Raw genomic sequence first — 20,716 nt, 5'->3', positions numbered from 1 at the left:
ATCATGCCTTTGCAGATCGTCCACCATCCCGACTACGACGCCGGCTTTGCCGTCAATCACCGCTTTCCGATGAGCAAATATCCGTTGCTGATGGAGGCTTTGCACAGCCGCGGGCTGGCAGCAGCGGGAGCGCTTTCGATGCCGGAACGGGCGCCGGCGGCGTGGCTCAAGCTCGCGCACGAGGCCGGCTATGTCGACCAGGTGCTCACTTGCGAGGTGCCTGAAAAGATCGAGCGCGAGATCGGCTTCCCGGTCAGCCAGCGCGTGTCATTGAGAGCGCAGCTAGCAACGGCAGGCACGGTGCTGGCGGCGCGGCTGGCGCTGAAACACGGCATAGCCTGCAACGCCGCCGGCGGTAGCCACCATGCCAGGCGTGCCCAAGGCGCGGGCTTCTGCACCTTCAACGACGTGGCCGTGGCTTCCCTGGTCCTGCTTGCGGAGGGCGCCGTCGAAAACATCCTGGTCGTCGATCTCGACGTGCATCAGGGCGACGGCACGGCGGACATTTTGAAGGATGAGCCGCGCGCCTTCACCTTTTCCATGCATGGCGAACGCAATTATCCGGCGCGCAAGATCGCCTCCGATGTCGATATCGCGCTGCCGGACGGCACCGGCGACGCTGCCTATCTCGACCGGCTCGGCGCCATTCTTCCAGAGCTTTGCGCAAGGCGGCGCTGGGACATCGTGTTCTACAATGCCGGCGTGGATGTCCATGCCGAGGACCGGCTTGGCCGGCTGACATTGACCGACAACGGCCTGCGCAGCCGCGAGGAGCTGGTCATCAGCCATTTCCGCAAGGCCGACGTCCCGCTATGCGGCGTCATCGGCGGCGGCTATTCGAGCGACGTGCCGGCGCTTGCCGCGCGCCACGCCATTCTGTTCGAGGTCGCGGCCGCGTATGCCTGACGCTCGCCAGGCTACTTCCTGTAGCTCGCAATCCTGAGCAGGATAAAGGCGGGCCCGACGATCGCGGCGCCGAGCAGGATATAGCCCAGGAAGCGGTCGAGAGTATGGAAGCCGAGATTCCACAGGTCGATGAAGAACTGGCGGATGCCGTAGAGCACGTCCATCGGCGACCAGCCGAAAGCGTGCATGACGAGGCCGACAAGGAAGGAAACCACCAGCAGCTTCACAACCACCCTGAGTGGCGTATCGCCGAGAAAGCGTGTCAGTGCGGACAAGGCCGTTCTCCGGTTCGAGCTGCCCGATTCGGGGCGCGACCTCAGAAATACGCACTCGGATACCCGGCATCAAGCCGAAGGCCGCGCGCGAAGCTATTGTGCCGGCGGCCTTGATAGCCCGATCCGGCCGGCACACGTGGCTCGCTCGGTCAGATTCTCCACCGGAAGATGCGGGCCCAAAGCGGCCGGTCGCGGTAGACTTCCCTGGAGCGCCACAGCCTGTTGTAGCGGTTGCCGCCGCCGATACCGAGGTGCGATATCGGCTTGCCGCCCCGCTTACGCTTGATCGCGACCGGCTCGCCATCATGGCTGAGGCAATGGCCGAAATCCGCGGACGGCTGAAGAGGCGCGGCAGACGGCACCGACCTGAGGGCTTCGCCGACGATAAGGTCTTCCGGTTCGCAGGTCAGCGCGACGGCCTTGCCGAACAAGGTCGGGCCTGTGGGGCAGAGCGCAGTCGGCCCGTAATATTCCCGTTTCACATTGGCGCAGACAAGCTCGATCGCCTTGGCGAGCGCCTTGTGGCGAGGCGGCGCGGCAACAACGCCGATGCTGGTGTCCCAAGGGGTCGAGCTGAGGAAATCGCGAAAGATCGACAATTTTCCATCGGCGCGCGGCACTCCGCGCAGGAAGAAATAGGAGAGATCGGCATAAAGGCCGCCTTGCTCATGGAGCAGGCAATATTTGGCGAGGTCCGCCTTGTAGGAATAAGGTCGCAGCGTCCTGAAAGCCGAAAGCACCTCTGCTCCGAAATGCGTCGAAATGAACTCCGCCAACGCCGCTTCCCGGAACAGGCGGTGCTCTTCGCCCGGATGAGCAGCCGTGAGCGAGTGGATGTTTTCGGCAACGAGCCCGGAAACGTGCTCGCTGCCGTCGTCGGTGATCAGAATGCTGAAGAGAGGCATCCGGCTTCCGTCTCGATCAAGGTGCCTTGGTGAGCCTTCAACTTGCCCCAGTCGCGCCACTGGTGGGGACTGGCCTTCAGATAGGCCGGGTGCCGATCGGCGAAGTCTTGCGCGGCGCTCTGGATCAGTTCGGCCTTGTCCTGGCTGCGATCAAGATCGATCGGATTTTCCACAGTCACCCGTATCTTGCCTGTGCTGTCGTCACGCACGACGAAGACCGGCAGCAGGGGAGCGCCGGCGATCCTGGCCAACCGGGGCGCGCCGCCCGCAAATTCAATGGCCGACTGGCCGATTCGCGCACGCACGAGCAACTCACCCTCCCAGGCGCCAGCGGTGATGGACGCAAACTTGCCCTGGCGAAGCAACCGCCTCGCCTCGTTCATGCTGGCGGCGGGATTGGCGCGGTCGATCACGATACGGCCCGCGGCATGTCTGAGCTCGACGCCGGTTCTGATCGGGTTGAGGAACAGGATGCCGAAGCGCGATTTCGAGAAACCGTGCTCGGGCCTGCTGACATGGAAGACATCGAAGCCGGCTTTGGCGAAAACCATCTTCGCCGCAAGCGCATTGAAGGCGAAATGCGCAATCCACAGGACGGCGCCACGGCCCTGTTCGCGCGCCGCATCGAGATGCTCGGCGCCGAGGAGTTCGATCTCGGGTCGCCAGCCGACGAGCCACTCGCGGACGATCTGGATGTTGTGTTCGCTGCGCATCGCGTCGACCCGGAGCCGGTCCTCGCGGCCGGCTATGCCAAAGGCGGCAAGATCCGGTTGGTCACCAACGTCGCGCCGAGACTCAGGCGCCCGTTTCAGCCGCTCCAGCCAAAGGCAGACACTGCGCCATCTCTTCTCAGGCACGAAAAGAGAGACGAATACAAAAACAGGAAGCCTCAGCAGGAATCCGAGATCTTCCACAGCAAAGGCTTTTCCGGAGCGAGAGGCTCGCTTCCTCTTCCGAACATTGATTTTCAAGCTGGGTCCCCACCCTTAACCCCTGAGCCATTACCATGTTGTGGCGCGGCGTCAAAGCGCCGGTGGATGGCTCTCGGCTTTCAATGTATCGCCGATTGCTAGATGCGGGGCCATCATGGTAACGAGGCTGTTGCGCGGGTATGATGTAATGGTAGCCTGTCAGCTTCCCAAGCTGAACGCGCGGGTTCGATTCCCGCTACCCGCTCCATCCCTCGCTACAGTGCCGCGCGGTCGCAGCGATCTGGCAGAGCGTCCTCAGGCGGCCGATGGCGAATGCGATCGTTGCCGCTTGCCGGTCAGGCCAGCACGCCGCAGAGGGGAAGATGCTTTGCGGCCTCGGCGGCTTCCATCCGCACGATGGTGCGCGACAGGCCGCCGCGTTCCTCGATCCACAGGCGAACCCAGTCGGGATATTGCGAGATCAGGTACCCGGCGGCGATTGCGTTCTCATGGGCGCCGACGCCGTAAGGCAGATGGAAGCCGAAGGATGCACGCGGCGTGATGCAAAGCTGCTCGGCGGGCAAAGACAGATAGAGCGTGCAGGCGCTGTCGCAGGCACCGTCGAATTCCACAGGCTCGTTCGCGGCGCGCAGCTCGGCGACGTGCAAAGCGAAGATCACGATCTGACCGCCGGGATTTTCCTGCACCGTTTCGGCATCTGCGGGCAGCGTTGTCAGGGCGGCGGCGAGGAACGCTAGCGCCCTGGCTACCAGCCTCCGCTTAACCCGCGCGCGCGGCAGATCGGCGTGCATATTGGTGACCTCGCTCATCCGGCGAGACCAAGGCTAACATTGCGATGGTTAACAACAGGCAGCTTTGAAAACATCGAACATCCAGATCGCCCAACTGCCCGCATCCTCTCAACAGCAGGGGGACTGGAAAATCAACGTGCTTTTTGACCGCACTCCGAAGGGAGCCACCTCGTTCGGCGAAAGCGCGCAAACGAAAGAGCCGCTCGAAAGGCGAGGGGCTTGGGCCCTAGAAGAGGATCGCCGCGCGAACTATGGCGAAAAAGAAGCCAGCCACCTTGCGGCGGCCGGCTCTGGACCGGTTGAGCAATCCAGGACCACGTCTCGGTCCGGAATTCCGTAAAAACAGTTCTTTACTGCGGGTGAGCGGCTCTTATCCAAAGCTGAACCGCTATGGACCCCTAAAGCCAAAAGCCAATCCAAACACGTTCGCGCCAGCAGCGGCGACGCCAGCGGCCACGACGCCAGTAGCGGCGGCAAACACGTCTCCAAACGCGGCGCCGTCTGCGGCGGCGACGGCCGTGATGCCAATGACGATGGTAAACCTGCTCCACTTCAGCACGTTCGTCTCCATCCTCGAAGACGGCGGTATCGGGCTTATCGAGTTCATCGAGAATTCCGTTGCCGCTTGGAATTCCGGCAACCGCCCTATTGGGGCCAGCCAGGGTTGCAATTGCCGCTGCCCCCGCAACGCCAAGCATTCCAGTTAGAAACAAGCGACGTTCCATCAAAGACCTCCCGATAGTTCAGCATCGGCAGGTGGTTCCCTCACCCAAACGGGCTCCAGCGAACTGCCGATCTGTTTGAACGCACAGGTAGCATTCTCGTTCCGTTACCCCACTTCGCGCAGGATGAAGTCGTGCAGCATCTTGGCGGCGGGCGAGAGCGCCCGGTTCCTGACCGTGATCAGGCTGTAGGGCCGGACCTCGATGTCGAACTCGGTCTGAACGACATCGATCGCTCCGGACAGCCCGTCGCCGCTCTGGATGAACTTGGCCACCTGCACCGAAACGGGGGCGATGGCGTCAGATTGCGCCACCATTACCAGCGTCAAGAGCAGCGACGAGGTGTTGAGGATGCGGTCGGGAAGCGGGATGTTGCGGTTCAAGAAATTGCTTTCCATCGCCTGGCGCAGGGGCGAGCCGCCGGACTGGAAGACCCAATCATAGGCAGCCGTCTCCTCCAGGCCGACCATCCCGCCGCCGGCAAGCGGATGGCCGCGGCGCACGATCAGGCAGGCCTTCTCGATGCCGATGACGCGCGATTCGAACAGCCGCGGATTGAGGTCATCGGGGATGCGGGCGATGATGAAGTCGTGGCGGGAGGCGATCAGCTCGCGAGCGAGCACGTTCGAGGTCTCGACCTGCATGGTGATCTCGATGCGCGGATAGATGCGGCGGATCTCGCGAATCGCCGGCACCGCCAGTTCGATCGCCGGCGCAGTCACGGCGCCGAGAAACACCGAGCCGCCCTTGCCTGCCTTGAGTTCCGAAATCTCGCGGTCGGCTTCGCGCATTTCGAGCAGGATCGAGCGGGCGCGCCTGGCGAGCGCCTGACCGTAAGGGGTCAGCGTCACGCCGCGCGGCAGCCGCTCGCACAATTTCACGTCGAGCACCGCCTCCATCTCGGCGATCATGCGCGAGGCCGCCGGCTGGGAAATATTCATCACCTGGGCGGCGGCGCTCACCCGTCCGTGATCGTCGAGCGCGGCGATCATTCGCATATGGCGCAGGCTCAGGCCGCTGCGCAGGAGCGTTTCGCCGTCCCCCGGAAGCTTCTCGTAACTCCCTGAAATCGCATCAGGATCGCGCAGCGCCGCCATGATTTCCCAGCCTCTCCGGCAGTTCTCTGCTCTACGCTAAATCATACCAGTTTCGGTATAGCAACCAGCAAAGATCGCATTTGACAGTTATGTCAAAGGGACACACCCTTCGCGCGTTCCGAGACGCAGCGATCGGCAACGAGCAAAATCGTATCGATTGAAACTGCGTCGCGGGGCCGATTGGGAGGATACCGGAGATCGATAAAGCCGACAGAGGCGCGACTGCGCTCCTGTTCGACTGCGCGGCCCGCGAAGCCCCGAGGTGTCGCGTCCATCAACCAGGGAGAGTAAATGTGAAGATCATCAAGACGCTGGCCGCCGTCGCGGCCCTTGGCATTGCCGCCACGACCTATTCGGCGCACGCCGCCGACAAGGGTCTCGTCGGCGTGCTGATGCCGACCAAGACCTCGCAGCGCTGGATCAACGACGGCGACGCCGTCAAGTCCCAGCTCGAAGCGCTGGGCTACACGGTCGACCTGCAATACGCGCAGGACGACATCCCGAACCAGCTCAGCCAGCTGGAAAACGAGATCACGAAAGGCCCGAAAGCGCTGATCATCGCTTCGATCGACGGCACCACCATGGCCGATGCGCTGCAGAAGGCCAATGACGCAGGCGTCGTCACCATCGCCTATGACCGGCTGATCAAGAAGACCCCGAATGTTGACTACTACACCACCTTCGACAATTTCGGCGTCGGCGTGATCCAGGCGAATTCCCTGGTCAAGGGCCTCAAGGAGCGCTTCCCGAACACCAAGCCGTGGAACGTCGAGCTGTTCGGCGGCTCGCCCGACGACAACAACGCCTTCTTCTTCTACAACGGCGCGATGTCGGTCCTGCAGCCGCTGATCGACGACGGCTCGATCAAGATCAAGTCCGGCCAGATGGGCATGGACAAGGTCGGCACGCTGCGCTGGCTCGCCGCCACCGCCCAGGCCCGCATGGACAACCTGCTCTCGGCCAACTACTCGGACGGCAGCCGCGTCGATGGCGTTCTGTCGCCCTATGACGGCCTGTCGCGCGGCATCACCGCCTCGCTGCGCGCTGTCGGCTACGGCACGGATGCTCAGCCCTGGCCGATCGTGACCGGTCAGGACGCCGAGACCGCCTCGGTCAAGCTGATCATTTCAGGCGAGCAGTATTCGACCGTGTTCAAGGACACCCGCGAGCTGGCCAAGGCCACCGTGCAGCTGGTCGACAAGGTGCTCTCCGGCGGCAAGCCCGACGGCCTCGACACCAAGACCTACAACAACGACGTCAAGGTCGTTCCCTCGATCCTCTTGACGCCGCACGAGGTCGACAAGTCGAACTACAAGGCGCTGGTCGTCGACTCCGGCTACATCAAGGCCGAAGAGCTGAAGTAATCCAGCCTTTAAGGGAGGGGTCCTGCGCGACGCAGGGCCCCTTTTCGTTCAGAAGCGACCCCGGTATTGTTTTTGCCGGCTTCTGCAGCGCCATGCGCCATCGCGGCGCGAGCCAGACTGCAGTATGTTGATTTCGCGCATAACGCCTTCCGGAAACGGCAGGCATGCGCCAGGGAGCGGAATTCCTGATGAGCTCGACGATTTTGGAGATGCGCGACATCACCAAGACGTTCCCCGGCGTGAAGGCGCTGTCGAACGTCAACCTCAGCGTCGAGGAAGGAGAAATCCACGCCATCGTCGGCGAGAACGGCGCCGGCAAATCGACGCTGATGAAGGTGCTGTCGGGCGTCTACCCGACCGGTACCTATGAAGGCGAGATCGTCTTTCGCGGCCAGGAATGCCACTTCAAGGGTATCCATGACAGCGAGCATATCGGCATCGTCATCATCCACCAGGAACTTGCCCTGGTGCCGATGCTGTCGATCGCGGAAAACATCTTCCTGGGCAACGAGCACGCCAGCTACGGCGTCATCGACTGGAACGCCAACGAGAAGCGCACCAAGGCCCTGCTCGACAAAGTCGGCTTGAAGGAAGATCCCAAGACGCTGATCACCAATATCGGCGTCGGCAAGCAGCAACTGGTCGAGATCGCCAAGGCGCTCAGCAAGGAAGTGAAGCTGCTGATCCTTGACGAGCCGACCGCCTCGCTCAGCGAAAAGGACAGCCAGGCGCTGCTCGATCTTCTGCTCGAGTTCAAGCGCCAGGGCATGACCTCGATCCTGATCTCGCACAAGCTCAACGAGGTGAACCGCGTCGCCGACAAGGTGACGGTGATCCGCGACGGGCGCACCATCGAGACCCTGCCCAGGAAGGACATCAGCGAAGACCGGATCATCACTTCGATGGTCGGCCGCTCGCTCGACGACCGCTACCCGCCGCGCGAGCCCCAGATCGGCGAGGTTATTTTCGAAGTGAAGAACTGGTCGGTGTACCATCCGATCCACGCCGAGCGGCAGGTGATCAAGAACGTCAACCTCAATGTGCGCAAGGGCGAGGTGGTCGGCATTGCCGGGCTGATGGGCGCCGGCCGCACCGAATTCGCGATGAGCCTGTTCGGCCGTTCCTATGGCCGGCATATCAGCGGCGAGGTCCTGCTCAGGGGTAAGCCTCTCGATCTTTCGACGGTGAGCAAGGCGGTGGAGAACCGGATCGCCTATGTCACCGAGGACCGCAAGACCTTTGGCCTCAACCTCATCGACCACATCAAGCACAACGTGACGCTGGCCAATTTGGGAGGCGTCTCCAGCCGCGGCGTCATCGACGACATGCGCGAGATGAGCGTCGCCAACGACTATCGCAACAAGACCAACATCCGCGCATCAAGCGTCTATCAGCTGACCGGCAATCTTTCGGGCGGCAACCAGCAAAAGGTGGTGCTGTCGAAATGGCTGTTCGCCGACCCGGAAGTGCTGATCCTCGACGAACCGACGCGCGGCATTGACGTCGGCGCCAAGTACGAAATCTACACGATCATCGCCCGCCTCGCCGCAGAGGGAAAGGCAATCGTCGTCATCTCGTCGGAAATGCCGGAATTGCTCGGCATCACCGACCGCATCTATGTCATGAACGAAGGGCGTATCGTCGGCGAAATGGCGGCAAGCGACGCCAGCCAGGAAAAGATCATGCGCGCCATCGTTCGGGGAGAAGGAAAAAAAGCCTCATGAGCACAGAAAGCGCTCCCGCGCCGCAGAGCGGCGTCGCCGAAGACGTCAAGCATGGTCCGCGTGTCGCCGTTTCGGCGCTGACGACGAACCTGCGCGAATACGGACTGATCATCGCGCTGATCGTCATCATGCTGTTCTTCCAGTACACGACGTCCGGCACGCTGTTCAAACCGGTCAACCTCAGCAACCTGGTGCAGCAGAACTCGTTCATCATCGTGATGGCGCTTGGCATGCTGCTGGTGATCGTCGCCGGCTATATCGACCTCAGCGTGGGATCGGTCGCCGGCTTCATCGGCGCGCTTGCCGCAATGATGATGGTCATCTGGCCGCTCGGTATATTCAGCAATCCACTGGTGGTCTCGATCGTTTGCCTGATCGTCGGTGCGCTTATCGGCGCGGCGCAAGGCTATTGGATCGCCTATCACCGAATACCGAGCTTCATCGTGACGCTGGCGGGCATGCTGATCTTCCGCGGCATCTGCCAGGCACTGCTTGGCGGCGGCTCCTCGGTCGGTCCGCTTCCCGACAGCTTCAAGGCGTTGAGCTCCGGCTTCATCCCCGACGTCATCGGCCCGCTGACGCTCATTCCGCCGACGGTGAATGCCGCCGGCAAGACCATCGTCGGCAGCGGCCTTACGCTGCACATGACGACGATCGTGCTCGGTCTGGTCGCGGTGCTCGCCTATGCCTATTTCGGCTTCAGAACACGGCGTAAGCGCGAACGGCATGGCTATGAGGCCGAGCCCTTCCCGCTGTTCGTCGTCAAGACGCTGGTCGGCAGCGCGCTGGCGCTGTTCCTGGTCTTCCAGTTCGCCAGCTACAGGGGCCTGCCGGTGGTGCTTCTGGTGATGGGCGTGCTGATCTCGCTGTTCGTCTTCGTCACCAAGCGCATGACCATCGGCCGCCGCATCTATGCGATGGGCGGCAACGCCAAGGCGGCGCAGCTGTCGGGCATCAACACCGAAAGGCTGACGCTGCTCGTCTTCATCAACATGGGCGTGCTGTCGGCGCTCGGCGGCCTGATCATCGCCGCTCGCCTCGGCCAGGCCGTCCCGGCCGCCGGTCTGGGCAGCGAGCTCGACGTGATCGCCGCCGTCTTCATCGGCGGCGCCTCGGCGATGGGCGGTGTCGGACAGGTCATCGGCGCCGTGGTCGGCGGCTTCATCATGGGCGTGATGAACAACGGCATGTCGATCATGGGCGTCAATGTCGACTGGCAGCAGGTGGTCAAAGGCCTGGTGCTGCTCGGTGCCGTCATCTTCGACGTCTACAACAAGAACAAGGCGTAGAGGCCGGAGGCAAGGACTAAGGAGGCATACGGGTTCTAGATCGCGAAGCTGCCGGCAACCCGTCGGCGCGAAGAAGTCCTGGAAGGACCAGGCTCGCGAGTGCAATCCGGACGAAGAGTTTCAACCGTGGCGCGGATCGGTTCCGGGCCGCGCCGGTCAGGGCTTGCCAATCGGCAGCCGGGCCAAGGCAAAAGAGAGAGGGTTCATCATGCTGATTTCCCAGATCCTCGATGACGCCGAGACGATCCGCGTCGTTGCCCGCAGCGGCGGCAAGACCCGGATCATCAACGGCGCGCGCAGCGTCTATTCGCTGGCGATGGAGGCAGCCCGCACCGGCACCGGGCTCGAGGCGCTGATCGAGCGCAAGGGCTATGGCGAGACGGTCGACCTCGACGCCGTCTACAAGAAGGGACGCCTGGTGTCGCCGATCAACCATCCCGACCCCGCGCATCTCCACCTTACCGGCACCGGGCTTACACATCTCGGCTCCGCCGCGACACGCGATTCCATGCACAAGAAGCTCAGCGACGGCGAGGAGCAGCTCACCGATTCCATGAAGATGTTCCGCATGGGGCTGGAGGGCGGCAAGCCGGCCAAGGGCGAGATCGGCGTGCAGCCGGAATGGTTCTACAAGGGCAACGGCACCATGGCGGTGGCGCCCGGTGCCGCGCTGATGTCGCCGGCCTTCGCGCAAGACGCCGGCGAGGAGCCGGAGATCGCCGGCATCTATGTCATCGGCGACGACGGCGCGCCGTTCCGCGTCGGCTTCACGCTGTCCAACGAGTTTTCCGACCATGTGACCGAGCGCGTGAACTACCTGTTCCTCGCCCATTCCAAGCTGCGCAACGCCTCGTTCGGACCGGAAATCCTGATCGGCGAGCTGCCCGCCGACATAAGGGGCTCTTCACGAATCTGGCGCGACGGCAAAGTGCTTTGGGAAAAGCCGTTCCTGTCCGGCGAGGCGAACATGTCGCACACCATCGCCAATCTCGAGCATCACCATTTCAAATATTCAGCCTTCCGCCAGCCGGGCGACGTGCATGTGCACATGTTCGGCACCGCCACACTCTCGTTCGCAGACGGCGTCAGGACCGAGGAAGGCGACACGTTCGAGATCGAGGCCAAGGATTTCGGCCTGCCGCTGCGCAACCCGCTCGAGATCGAGAAGCCAGTGAAGGTGGCGGTGAAGGCGCTGTGAGGTTAGAGCGTGATCTCCCCCACGAGGGGGGAGATTGGCAGCTTCAACCTCAATAAATATCGAAATCGAAATACTTCGATTGGATCTTCTTGTAGGTGCCGTCGGCAACGATGGCGTCGATGGCCGCGTTGAGGCGGTCGCGCAGGGCGGTGTCCTCCAGGCGCACGGCGATGCCGGCCTCGGTCTCGGTGCCCTTGACGTCGCCCACCAGCTTGCAGCAGCCGTCGCTCGCCTTCTTCATCCAGTCGACCAGCACGAACTTGTCCGAGATGACGGCGTCGAGCCGGCCGTTGAGCAGATCGGTGACCGCCTCTTCCTGGGTCGGGTAGAGCTTCGCCTCGGCGCCGGCCTTGGCGTAGACGTCCTGGACGTAGTTGGCCTGGGTGGTCGAGGCCTGGGCACCTACCGTCTTGCCGGCAAGCGAGGCCGGCTCGGTCGAGGCGATGTCGGCGTCCTTCAGGGCGACCAGCGCAAGCGGCGTGGTGTAGTATTTGTGGGTGAAGGCGACCTGCTTCTTGCGTTCCTCGGTGATGCTCATCGAGGCGATGATGGCGTCGAATTTCTTGGCCTGCAGGGCCGGAATGATGCCATCCCAATCCTGGGTGACGATCTCGCATTCGACCTTCATCTGCGCGCAGAGCGCATTGGCGATGTCGATGTCGAAGCCTTCGACCTTGCCGTCCGGCGTGATGGTGTTGAAGGGCGGATAGGCGCCCTCGGTGCCGATCTTGATCTTTTCGGCCGCGTCTACCGAACCGACGCCGAGCGCCAGCATGGCGGCGGCCGCGGCCGACAGGATCCATCTGGATATCTGCATTTTCATCCCCTTGGGTTCAGTTGCTACCTGGTCAGACGCAGCCAAGCACGGCGCGCCAGGCCGGGCAAGCACAGCCTGGTTGGGCGATCAGCGCGCGGCGCGAAAATGCTTGGAGAGCTTCAGCCCCTGCGCCTGATAGTTGGAGCCCAGCTCGCTGCCATAGAGCGCCTGCGGGCGCTTCAGCATATGCTCGTAGACGAGGCGACCGACGATCTGGCCGTGGTCGAGGATGAACGGCACCTCGTGGCTGCGCACTTCAAGCACCGCGCGACTGCCGCTGCCGCCGGCGGCGGAATGGCCGAAGCCCGGGTCGAAAAAGCCGGCATAGTGGACGCGGAACTCGCCGACCAGCGGATCGAAAGGCGTCATCTCGGCGGCATAGAGCGGCGGCACATGCACGGCTTCGCGAGAGACCAGGATGTAGAACTCGTCCGGGTCGAGCACGAGCTCGCCGGCCCCGCTCTTGTAGAGCGGTTCCCAGAAGTCGACCACATCCTGAGCGGCGCGCTTGTCGACGTCGACGAGGCCGGTGTGGTGCTTGCCGCGATAGCCGACCAGGCCGTCCTTGTCGCCGTCGAGATCGATAGAGAGCGCAATGCCGCCGCCGGAGATGTTGGGCGGCTCGGTCGCAACCAGCATCTCGGCGTGATGGAGGTCACGCAACTCATTCTCCGACAGCACGGCATTGCCGGTGCGGAAGCGGATCTGCGACAGGCGCGAGCCGGCGCGCACGACGATCGGGAAGGTGCGGGGGCTGACCTCGAGATAGAGCGGGCCGTGATAGCCGGCGGCGATCTTATCGAACTCATGGCCGCGGTCGGTCATGACACGCGTGAAAATGTCGAGCCGTCCGGTCGAGCTCTTCGGGTTGGCCGAAGCCGAGACTTCCGCCGGCAGCGCCAGGCTTTCCTGCAGCGGCACGATGTAGACGCAGCCCGTCTCCAGCACCGCGCCCTCGGCAAGGTTGATCTCATGCAGCTTCAGCCGGTCCAGCTTGTCGGCCACCAGATGATCGGGACCGGGCAGAAAGGAAGCCCGCACGCGAAAGGCCTTGTCGCTAAGTCTGAGATCGAGGCTGGCCGGCTGGATCTGGTTGGTGTCGAGCGCGCGCGGCGACTTCAGCGCGCCCGACTGGAAGAGCGCCGCGATGTCCTGATCGGGAAGAATGCCTGTCTGCCGCAATGTCTGGCTCCGGGCGAAGTCATTGTCGTCGCAGTTTCCTGTCGCAAAACCGCGGGACACTTTTGCTGAGGCTGCCTGGTACAAACCTCTTAATCAAGCCGGCAATTGACGCAAGCGCGGGCGAGGTCTAAAGGGTCGTTATCCCGTGGTGATTTGGCCGGTCGGCTTGCAGCCACGTTAAACAAGTCGCTAAAGGACCGTCGGGCCGCAAGGCCGTATGGACCGGTTGCGACGTCGCGGCCGGTTTTTTTGTGTTTGGAAGCAGGGCGATGACCAAGACGCGTAACTGGAAACCTCAGACGGCACTCGTGCATGGCGGGACGCTGCGTTCCGGCTTCGGCGAGACCGCCGAGGCGATGTATCTCACCCAGGGCTATGTCTACGAGACGGCCCAGGCAGCGGAGGCCCGCTTCAAGGGCGAGGAACCCGGCTTCATCTATTCGCGCTACGCCAACCCGACCGTCGATATGTTCGAGAAGCGCATGTGCGCGCTGGAAGGCGCGGAAGACGCACGTGCCACCGCTTCCGGCATGGCCGCCGTGTCCGCCGCCCTGCTCTGCAGCGTCAAGGCCGGCGATCACATCGTTGCGGCGCGAGCCCTGTTCGGTTCCTGCCGCTGGGTGGTCGAGACGCTGGCGCCGCGCTATGGCATCGAGGCGACGCTGATCGACGGCACCGACATTGCCAATTGGGAAAAAGCGGTCAGGCCGAACACCAAGCTGTTCTTCCTGGAAAGCCCGACCAACCCGACGCTGGAAGTGGTCGATATCGCCGCTGTCGCCGCTTTAGCCAATTCGATCGGCGCACGCGTGATCGTCGACAACGTCTTTGCCACGCCGCTGCAGCAGAAGCCGCTGCAGCTCGGCGCCCATATCGTGGTCTACTCGGCGACCAAGCATATCGACGGACAAGGCCGCTGCCTCGGCGGCGTCATCCTGTCGGACAAGAAGTGGATCGACGAGAACTTGCACGACTATTTCCGGCACACCGGCCCGAGCCTGTCGCCATTCAACGCATGGACGCTGCTGAAGGGCCTCGAGACGCTGCCGCTGCGCGTGCGCCAGCAGACCGAAAGCGCCGGCAAGATCGCGGACTTCCTGGCTGGCCGGCCGGAGATCGCCCGCGTCATCTATCCGGGCCGGGCCGACCATCCCCAGGCGGATATCGTCAGGAAGCAGATGTCGGGCGGCTCGACGCTGATCTGCCTTGACGTCAAGGGCGGCAAGCAGGCGGCCTTCGCCTTGCAGAACGCGCTCGACATCGTGCTGATCTCGAACAACCTCGGCGACGCAAAGAGCCTGATCACGCATCCGGCGACGACGACGCACAAAAACCTCAGCGACGAGGCGCGCGCCGAGCTCGGCATCGGACCAGGCACGCTGAGGCTCTCCGTCGGGCTGGAGGATACCGACGACCTGCTCGCCGACATCGAACAGGCGCTCAAGGCGGCGAAGGAATGAACCGCCACGGCTGCAAAGAGCGCGCTTGAGCCGCAGCAGGCTCAAGCAATCTCTTCGAGTTCAGTCATCCCGCTGTTGCGGATGGTCATTGCGTTGCCGCGCCATTCGACGGCTCCGCCAAGCCAGCCGCGCGCCCAGATGGCGGGAAGCATCACGTCGCGCACGATCATCGCGGTGACGCTGCGCGGCGACAGATACCAGCCCTTGGACCAGGCGAGCATGCATTCGGGCACATAGGCGATCGCCAGCACGCAGAGCGCGGTCGCGGGCAGGCTGACACCGGCGCTTGCCGCCGCGATCAGCGCCAGAAGCAGCGGCGCGACCACACCGGTCAGGATTTCGGGCGCGAAGAACAATGGGAAGGTGACGCGGCGCAGCCGCGCCCAGCGCGCCTGGCGCGACCAGATTTCGGCGAGCGTGCGCTGGCCGAGCGGCTGCTCGAAGGGCGCGGCCACGAGATTGACCCCAAGGCCAAGGCTGTTGACCAGCTTGGTCGCCGCCGCGTCCTCGGCGATTTCGGCGGCCAAAGCCTGGATGCCGCCATTTGCATCCAGCATCGGCTTGTTCCACAGCATGCTCTTGCCCTGGGCGAAGCCAAGGCCGAGCGCTTCGCCGGCATATTGCCAGCGCGCCTGCAGCGTGTTGAGGAAGACGCATTCGACTTCGGCCCAGAAACCGTCCGGCCGCGAGCCGATCGGCGTCGAGCAGACGAGGCCGGTGTCCGGTCCCCAGGCCGCCATCAGATGCTGGACATAGTCCTTGGGCATCAGCACGTTGGAATCGGCGAGGATCACCCAGTCGTGCCGCGCCGCCTGCCAGCCCTTGATGCAGTTGTTGAGCTTGGGATTGGCGCTGATCCTGTCATCGCCGACGAGGAGCCGCGCCGGAACATTCGGAAAGCGCGCGATGGCGGCGTTGATCAGCTTGACCACGGGATCTTCGGCGTGCGCGACGCAGAAGATCATTTCGTAGCGCGGCCAATCGAGCGAGAAGGCGCGGTCGAGCGTCTCCTGCGTGAACGGCTCCACGCCGCGCGACGGCACGACGATCGAGACAGGCGGCTGTTTGCTGGAAGGCGGAGGAATGACCCGCCTGGGCTTCAGCCGCGACGACGCGAGCAGGATGCTGGCAAGGTTGGAAAAAAGAAGGGCCGAGGAGGCAAAGGCGGCTGCGAGGGTCAGTTCCATCGAGATCTGGTCACTCCGGAAAGGCCGCCCGAGGCCGTTTCATCACTCGACAAAGCGCCCGAGTCGCCCGCACGGTTTGTGCACACCAACATTGTCATGTGTCACTTAAATGACATTGTTTGTCGGCACTTGCGGTGGAAAAGCCGGCAGGCTGGCGACGCCGCGGAGGTAGAACCGCGAAGCGCGGTAAAATGTTCCCTGCGGCACCGGAGTGGCTCATGTATCGCGCCGTGACGCGCAACATCGAAGTGCAGGTCAGGCCGTTCTATCTGGAGGACCGTTCCGATCCGTCCGAAAACCGCTATGTCTGGGGCTACCAGGTGACGATCGACAACCGGTCGGACGAGTTCGTGCAGCTTCTGTCGCGCTACTGGCACATCACCGACGGGCGTGGCCGAGTCGAAGAGGTGCGCGGCGAGGGCGTGGTCGGCGACCAGCCGGAGCTCAACCCCGGCGACAGCTATCAGTACACGTCGGGATGCCCGCTCTCGACGCCATCCGGCATCATGGTCGGCCACTACACGATGCGCAACGGCCGCGGCGAAACGTTCGACGTCGCCATTCCGGCTTTCTCGCTCGATATGCCGGGGACGAAAAGGACGGTGAATTAAAGAACTCGAGTTCCCCGCCTCCGCAAAGCGGGGGCGAGGAGCCGGAGCTTTCTCACTCCGCCGCAAACTCCGCCGGATCGAAGTCGTACTGCGTCGAGCAGAACTCGCAAGCGACATGGATACCGCCGTCCTCGGTCGAGTCCTTGATCTCCTCGGCCGAGAAGCCTTCGAGAATGCCTCGGATTTTGTCGCGCGAGCAGGAGCACTGATCGGCGACCGGCACACCGCGGAAGACGCGCACGCCGTGCTCGTGGAACAGCCGGTAGAGCAGCCGCTCGGCACCCACCGTCGGATCGATGAGCTCGGTCGGCTCGATGGTGCCGAGCAGCGCCAAGAGTTCCCGCCAGGAATTGTCGGCCGGTTCGTGCGCCACGTCTCGCGGATCGCCATCCCCGCCCGAAATGTCGGGCACGCGCATGCGTTCGGGCGCCTGCGGCAGGAACTGCGCCAGGATACCGCCGGCGCGCCATTGCTCGCGGGCCCCGCCCGGGCCCGGGGTCACCAGCTTCGCAACCGACATCCTCAGATCGGTCGGGATCTGCTCCGACTGGCGGAAATAGGTGCGCGCGGCTTTTTCCAGCGATGTGCCGTCGAGTTGGACGATGCCCTGATAGCGCTGCGTGTGCGCGCCCTGATCGATGGTCAGGGCCAGGACGCCGGTGCCGAGCAGCTTCTCCTGCGAGATCTCGCCCGAGGCAATCAGCGCCTGCAGCCGGTCGGCGTCGAAGCGCGCATAGGCGCGCAACGAATGCGGCGTGGTAAAGTCCGCCACCAGCATGTCGACCGGTCCGTCCGTGCGGGTTTGCAGGATGAACTTGCCCTCGAATTTCAGCGACGTGCCGAGCAGCACGGTGAGCACGCAGGCCTCCGCCAGCAGGCGCGCGACCGGCTCGGGATAATCGTGGCGGCTGAGAATGGCGTCGAGCATCGGCCCGAGCTGCACCGTGCGGCCGCGCACATCCAGGGGCGCTACTTCGTAAGGCACGACATGGTCGTCGCCTGCGAAGCCGAATTCGCCGAGTTTGGGTTGATGCTCAGCCAAGGAAAGCGTTTCCAGCATGACAAAACTCCGGGGCGCATCCATCCCGCTTTCCAGGCGGCATGGGTCGAAGCGCGTTCGATTTCAGTGATGGCCCGCAAATAGGCATCACACATCCCCGGATCAAGTTGGCGCGGATCAAGTCGACCCCGGTCAAGCGCCCAGGCACCAGGCCAGCACCGCCTTCTGGGCGTGCAGCCGGTTCTCGGCCTCGTCGAAGACCACCGAATGCGGTCCGTCGATCACCTCGTCGGTGACCTCCTCGCCGCGATGCGCAGGCAGGCAGTGCATGAAAAGCGCGTCGGACTTCGCCCTCGCCATCAGCGCGGCGTTGACCTGGTAGGGCAGGAAGACGTTATGGCCGCGGGCGCGATGCTCCTGGCCCATCGACACCCAGCTGTCGGTGACGACGCAATCGGCCTGGTCGACGGCCTCTTCGGCCGAGCCGGCAAACCTCACCTTGCCGCCATTGGCCTTCGCCCAGTCGACATATTTCTCGAACGGCTCGCTGCCCTCCGGCACGGCGACATTGAGGTTGAAGCGGAACCGCGCCGAGGCTTCTAGAAGCGAGTGCAGCACATTGTTGCCGTCACCTGTCCAGGCGAAGGTCTTGCCGGCCACCGGACCGCGATGCTCCTCATAGGTCATGATGTCGGCCATCAGCTGGCAGGGATGGGTATCGTCGGTCAGCCCATTGATCACCGGCACGGTCGCGTTTTCGGTGAGTTCCAGCAACCGGTCATGCGAGGTGGTGCGGATCATGATGGCATCGACATAGCGCGACAGCACCTTGGCGGTGTCGGCGATGGTTTCAGAACGGCCGAGCTGCATCTCGGTGCCGGTCAGCATGATGGTCTCGCCGCCGAGTTGGCGCATGCCGACGTCGAAGGAAACGCGCGTGCGCGTCGAAGGCTTGTCGAAGATCATCGCCAGCACCTTGCCCTCGAGCGGCTTCGAACGCTCGCCGGCCTTGAGCCTGGTCTTTCGCGCCATCGCATCGTCCAGCATGACGCGCAGATCGCCTGCGGAAACGGCGGACAGGTCGGTGAAGTGACGAACGCTCATCGGCAGATTCCAGAACTACTTCGCGGCTTCGGCCGTAATCGCGTCGGTCAGGCCCTTGGCGCCCGACCGAATGCGTTTCAGCGCCTCCCCGATCTCCTCGTCGGTGACGGTGAGCGGCGGCAAAAGCCGGATGACGTTGTCGCCCGCCGGCACCGCAAGCAAGTGCTGGTCGCGCAGCGCCATGTTAACCTTGGCGTTGGGCATGGCGCATTTCAGCCCTAGCATCAGCCCGCTTCCCCGGATGCCTTCGATGACCTCGGGAAATTCGTCGGCGACCGCCGCCAGTCCTTGCTTCAGCAGCAATGCCTTGCGCTGAACGTCCTCGAGGAAGCCGTCGGCCAGCACGACGTCGAGCACGGCGTTGCCCACCGCCATCGCCAGCGGATTGCCGCCGAAAGTGGTGCCGTGCACGCCGGCCGTCATGCCAGCCGCCGCGTCGTCGGTTGCGAGGCAGGCACCCATCGGAAAACCGCCGCCGATGCCCTTGGCGATCGCCATCAGGTCAGGCGTGACGCCCGCCCACTCATGCGCGAACAGCTTGCCGGTGCGCCCGATGCCGCACTGGACCTCGTCGAAGATCAGAAGCAGGCCATGCCGGTCACAGAGTTGCCGAATCCGCTTCAACGACTGCGTCGGCACCGGGCGGATGCCGCCCTCGCCCTGCACCGGTTCGATCAGGATAGCCGCGGTTTCCGGTGTGATCGCCTTCTCGGCGGCATCGATATCGTCGAACGCGACCTGGTCGAAGCCCTCGACCTTCGGACCGAAACCCTCGAGATATTTGTACTGACCGCCGGCGGCGATCGTCGCCAGCGTGCGGCCGTGGAAGGCGCCCTCGAAAGTGATGATGCGGAACCGCTCCGGATGGCCTTTGACGAACTGATAGCGCCTGGCCGACTTGATGGCGCATTCCAGAGCCTCGGCGCCCGAATTGGTGAAGAACACCTTGTCGGCGAAGGTTGCATCGACCAGCCTTTCGCCCAGCCGGCGCTGCTCCGGGATCTCGTAGAGATTGGAGACGTGCCACAGCTTGGCCGCCTGCCCGGTGAGCGCCGCGACCAGATGCGGATGGCTGTGGCCCAGCGAGTTCACGGCGATGCCGCCGGCGAAGTCGAGATATCGCTCGCCCTTGTCGGTGACCAGCCAGGTCCCCTCCCCGCGGTCGAAGGCCAGGGGTGCGCGAGCAAAAGTCTCGTAAAGCGCCGAACCGCTCATTATATGCGTCTCCGGAACCGGAAATCAAAAAAGCCGCCAATGAGGCGGCCTTTGCGGCTTATCATGTTTTTCGGCCATGAAGTCAACGAAAAGGTCGCGCAGAAGCGCGCGGCAAGGCTCCAGCGCCACGCCGGCCCATCAGCGGTTGGGCAAGTTGGGGAAAACCGTAAAAACCGAATCGGTGTTGCCCTGGGGACTCTTGTCACCGAGTCAGCGCATAAGGTAATTGTAGTCGAGAAATAACTAGATTTCGTGCGGCGGATCTAATCACCCGGTACATGTGGTGTCGTTTGCCCGGCGAGAGCCGGCTCGGGAAAGGATTCTGACCGCCGCACGCCTCAGCAGGAGCGCGGTCTCATGAACTGGACTGACGAGCGAGTCGAACTTCTCAGGAAATTGTGGTCGGAGGGTCTCAGCGCCAGCCAGATCGCCGCGCAGCTCGGCGGTGTGAGCCGCAATGCCGTCATCGGCAAGGTGCATCGCCTGAAACTGTCGGGCCGCGGCCGCGCGACCGCGGCGCCGGCACGGCAGAAGAAGGCCACGCAGGGCGCCTCTATGCAGAAGTCCGTGGCTCGTGCCGCCAGCGCAGCCCGTCATGTGACGGCCTCCATCGGCGCCACCGCTCTGCAGGTGCAGTTCGAGGCGGAGCCGGTGGCGCGCCACTATATCCGCCCGGTCGAGAACGTTGTCGTGCCAATCTCGCGCAACCTGCAGCTCGTCGAGCTGACCGAGCGCACCTGCAAGTGGCCCAACGGCGATCCGCTGTCGGAAGACTTCAGCTTCTGCGGCAACGACGCTGGCGAAACCGGGCCGTACTGCAAATACCATGCAAGGGTGGCGTTCCAGCCGGCGGCGGAGCGGCGGCGGAGTCGGTGAATAGCAAATAGCGAATAGCGAATAGCGAATAGCGAATAGCGAATAGCGAATAGCGAATAGC

Annotated in this window: 20 protein-coding genes, 1 tRNA gene and 1 riboswitch; of the genes, 10 read left to right on the top strand and 11 right to left on the bottom strand. The window is 63.5% G+C overall.

What is annotated here, in order from left to right; translation table 11 throughout:
• The first annotated feature begins 3 nt into the window (after positions 1–3).
• Positions 4–906, top strand: coding sequence for a histone deacetylase (locus EOA49_RS00105; protein ID WP_127239723.1), 903 nt, complete (start codon positions 4–6; stop codon positions 904–906).
• Between the two features lie 11 nt (positions 907–917).
• Here EOA49_RS00105 and EOA49_RS00100 read toward each other — a convergent pair whose 3' ends face one another.
• The 3 genes from EOA49_RS00100 to EOA49_RS00090 all read right to left on the bottom strand — a co-directional run bounded on the left by EOA49_RS00100 (position 918) and on the right by EOA49_RS00090 (position 2,799).
• On the bottom strand, positions 918–1,181 hold the full coding sequence (locus EOA49_RS00100; RefSeq protein ID WP_127239722.1) for a DUF6460 domain-containing protein: 264 nt from the start codon (positions 1,179–1,181) through the stop codon (positions 918–920).
• 149 nt (positions 1,182–1,330) lie between these two features.
• Positions 1,331–2,086 (bottom strand): glycosyltransferase, encoded by a 756-nt coding sequence (locus EOA49_RS00095; RefSeq protein ID WP_127214398.1) that lies wholly within the window; start codon positions 2,084–2,086, stop codon positions 1,331–1,333.
• A complete protein-coding gene (locus EOA49_RS00090; protein WP_127239721.1) occupies positions 2,065–2,799 on the bottom strand; it encodes a hypothetical protein in 735 nt (244 codons plus the stop codon). The genes EOA49_RS00095 and EOA49_RS00090 overlap by 22 nt, the downstream gene beginning before the upstream one ends.
• A 392-nt stretch (positions 2,800–3,191) precedes the next feature.
• On the opposite strand from EOA49_RS00090, the gene EOA49_RS00085 reads away from it, so the two are divergent.
• Positions 3,192–3,265 (top strand) — tRNA-Gly (locus EOA49_RS00085).
• Positions 3,266–3,353: 88 nt separating this feature from the next.
• Here the strand turns inward: EOA49_RS00085 and EOA49_RS00080 are convergent.
• Positions 3,354–3,827: a hypothetical protein gene (locus EOA49_RS00080; protein ID WP_127239720.1), complete on the bottom strand. Its 474-nt coding sequence runs from the start codon at positions 3,825–3,827 to the stop codon at positions 3,354–3,356.
• A gap of 233 nt (positions 3,828–4,060) precedes the next feature.
• Here EOA49_RS00080 and EOA49_RS32450 point away from each other — a divergent pair, with 233 nt between their 5' ends.
• Complete coding sequence (locus EOA49_RS32450; protein WP_164746664.1) at positions 4,061–4,516, top strand: hypothetical protein; 456 nt, start codon at positions 4,061–4,063, stop codon at positions 4,514–4,516.
• A 122-nt stretch (positions 4,517–4,638) separates the two neighbouring features.
• Here EOA49_RS32450 and EOA49_RS00070 read toward each other — a convergent pair whose 3' ends face one another.
• Entirely contained in the window at positions 4,639–5,628 is a 990-nt protein-coding gene (locus EOA49_RS00070) for a LysR substrate-binding domain-containing protein (RefSeq protein ID WP_067322751.1), read from the bottom strand.
• A 293-nt stretch (positions 5,629–5,921) separates the two neighbouring features.
• Here EOA49_RS00070 and chvE point away from each other — a divergent pair, with 293 nt between their 5' ends.
• From chvE to araD1, 4 genes are all read left to right on the top strand, one after another.
• Complete coding sequence (gene chvE, locus EOA49_RS00065; protein ID WP_066996783.1) at positions 5,922–6,992, top strand: multiple monosaccharide ABC transporter substrate-binding protein; 1,071 nt, start codon at positions 5,922–5,924, stop codon at positions 6,990–6,992.
• A gap of 188 nt (positions 6,993–7,180) precedes the next feature.
• Positions 7,181–8,716, top strand: coding sequence for a multiple monosaccharide ABC transporter ATP-binding protein (gene mmsA / locus EOA49_RS00060; protein WP_127239718.1), 1,536 nt, complete (start codon positions 7,181–7,183; stop codon positions 8,714–8,716).
• On the top strand, positions 8,713–10,005 hold the full coding sequence (gene mmsB, locus EOA49_RS00055) for a multiple monosaccharide ABC transporter permease (protein ID WP_066996778.1): 1,293 nt from the start codon (positions 8,713–8,715) through the stop codon (positions 10,003–10,005). The genes mmsA and mmsB overlap by 4 nt, the downstream gene beginning before the upstream one ends.
• Before the next feature lie 208 nt (positions 10,006–10,213).
• Positions 10,214–11,203: an AraD1 family protein gene (araD1, locus tag EOA49_RS00050; protein WP_066996775.1), complete on the top strand. Its 990-nt coding sequence runs from the start codon at positions 10,214–10,216 to the stop codon at positions 11,201–11,203.
• Between the two features lie 49 nt (positions 11,204–11,252).
• On the opposite strand, the gene EOA49_RS00045 is transcribed toward araD1, so the two are convergent.
• Both EOA49_RS00045 and EOA49_RS00040 read right to left on the bottom strand, forming a co-directional pair.
• Positions 11,253–12,020, bottom strand: a complete 768-nt coding sequence (locus EOA49_RS00045) for an ABC transporter substrate-binding protein (RefSeq protein WP_127239717.1) — start codon at positions 12,018–12,020, stop codon at positions 11,253–11,255.
• 87 nt (positions 12,021–12,107) lie between these two features.
• Positions 12,108–13,202, bottom strand: a complete 1,095-nt coding sequence (locus EOA49_RS00040; protein WP_067322878.1) for a 2'-deoxycytidine 5'-triphosphate deaminase — start codon at positions 13,200–13,202, stop codon at positions 12,108–12,110.
• A 135-nt stretch (positions 13,203–13,337) separates the two neighbouring features.
• Positions 13,338–13,415, top strand: a riboswitch (SAM riboswitch).
• A 56-nt stretch (positions 13,416–13,471) separates the two neighbouring features.
• Here EOA49_RS00040 and EOA49_RS00035 point away from each other — a divergent pair.
• Complete coding sequence (locus EOA49_RS00035) at positions 13,472–14,662, top strand: O-succinylhomoserine sulfhydrylase (protein WP_095832208.1); 1,191 nt, start codon at positions 13,472–13,474, stop codon at positions 14,660–14,662.
• Positions 14,663–14,703: 41 nt separating this feature from the next.
• Here EOA49_RS00035 and EOA49_RS00030 read toward each other — a convergent pair whose 3' ends face one another.
• Complete coding sequence (locus EOA49_RS00030) at positions 14,704–15,849, bottom strand: ceramide glucosyltransferase (protein ID WP_127239716.1); 1,146 nt, start codon at positions 15,847–15,849, stop codon at positions 14,704–14,706.
• A 218-nt stretch (positions 15,850–16,067) separates the two neighbouring features.
• Here EOA49_RS00030 and apaG point away from each other — a divergent pair, with 218 nt between their 5' ends.
• Positions 16,068–16,460, top strand: a complete 393-nt coding sequence (gene apaG / locus EOA49_RS00025; protein ID WP_066996767.1) for a Co2+/Mg2+ efflux protein ApaG — start codon at positions 16,068–16,070, stop codon at positions 16,458–16,460.
• 52 nt (positions 16,461–16,512) lie between these two features.
• On the opposite strand, the gene EOA49_RS00020 is transcribed toward apaG, so the two are convergent.
• The 3 genes from EOA49_RS00020 to EOA49_RS00010 form a co-directional block, all read right to left on the bottom strand.
• Positions 16,513–17,544 carry an Hsp33 family molecular chaperone gene (locus tag EOA49_RS00020; RefSeq protein WP_127239715.1) on the bottom strand — a complete coding sequence of 344 codons (1,032 nt, stop codon included), beginning with the start codon at positions 17,542–17,544 and terminating at the stop codon, positions 16,513–16,515.
• A gap of 108 nt (positions 17,545–17,652) precedes the next feature.
• A complete protein-coding gene (argF, locus tag EOA49_RS00015; RefSeq protein ID WP_095799366.1) occupies positions 17,653–18,564 on the bottom strand; it encodes an ornithine carbamoyltransferase in 912 nt (303 codons plus the stop codon).
• 15 nt (positions 18,565–18,579) lie between these two features.
• Positions 18,580–19,779 (bottom strand): aspartate aminotransferase family protein, encoded by a 1,200-nt coding sequence (locus tag EOA49_RS00010; protein ID WP_067322728.1) that lies wholly within the window; start codon positions 19,777–19,779, stop codon positions 18,580–18,582.
• A 357-nt stretch (positions 19,780–20,136) separates the two neighbouring features.
• Here EOA49_RS00010 and EOA49_RS00005 point away from each other — a divergent pair, with 357 nt between their 5' ends.
• Entirely contained in the window at positions 20,137–20,655 is a 519-nt protein-coding gene (locus tag EOA49_RS00005) for a GcrA family cell cycle regulator (RefSeq protein WP_066996757.1), read from the top strand.
• Positions 20,656–20,716: the final 61 nt, after the last annotated feature.

It is taken from the genome of Mesorhizobium sp. M1A.F.Ca.IN.020.04.1.1 (assembly GCF_003997315.1).
GTDB lineage: Bacteria > Pseudomonadota > Alphaproteobacteria > Rhizobiales > Rhizobiaceae > Mesorhizobium.
Note: the sequence above shows the minus strand (reverse complement) of the source record. Positions and strands in the feature narration are given on the sequence as shown.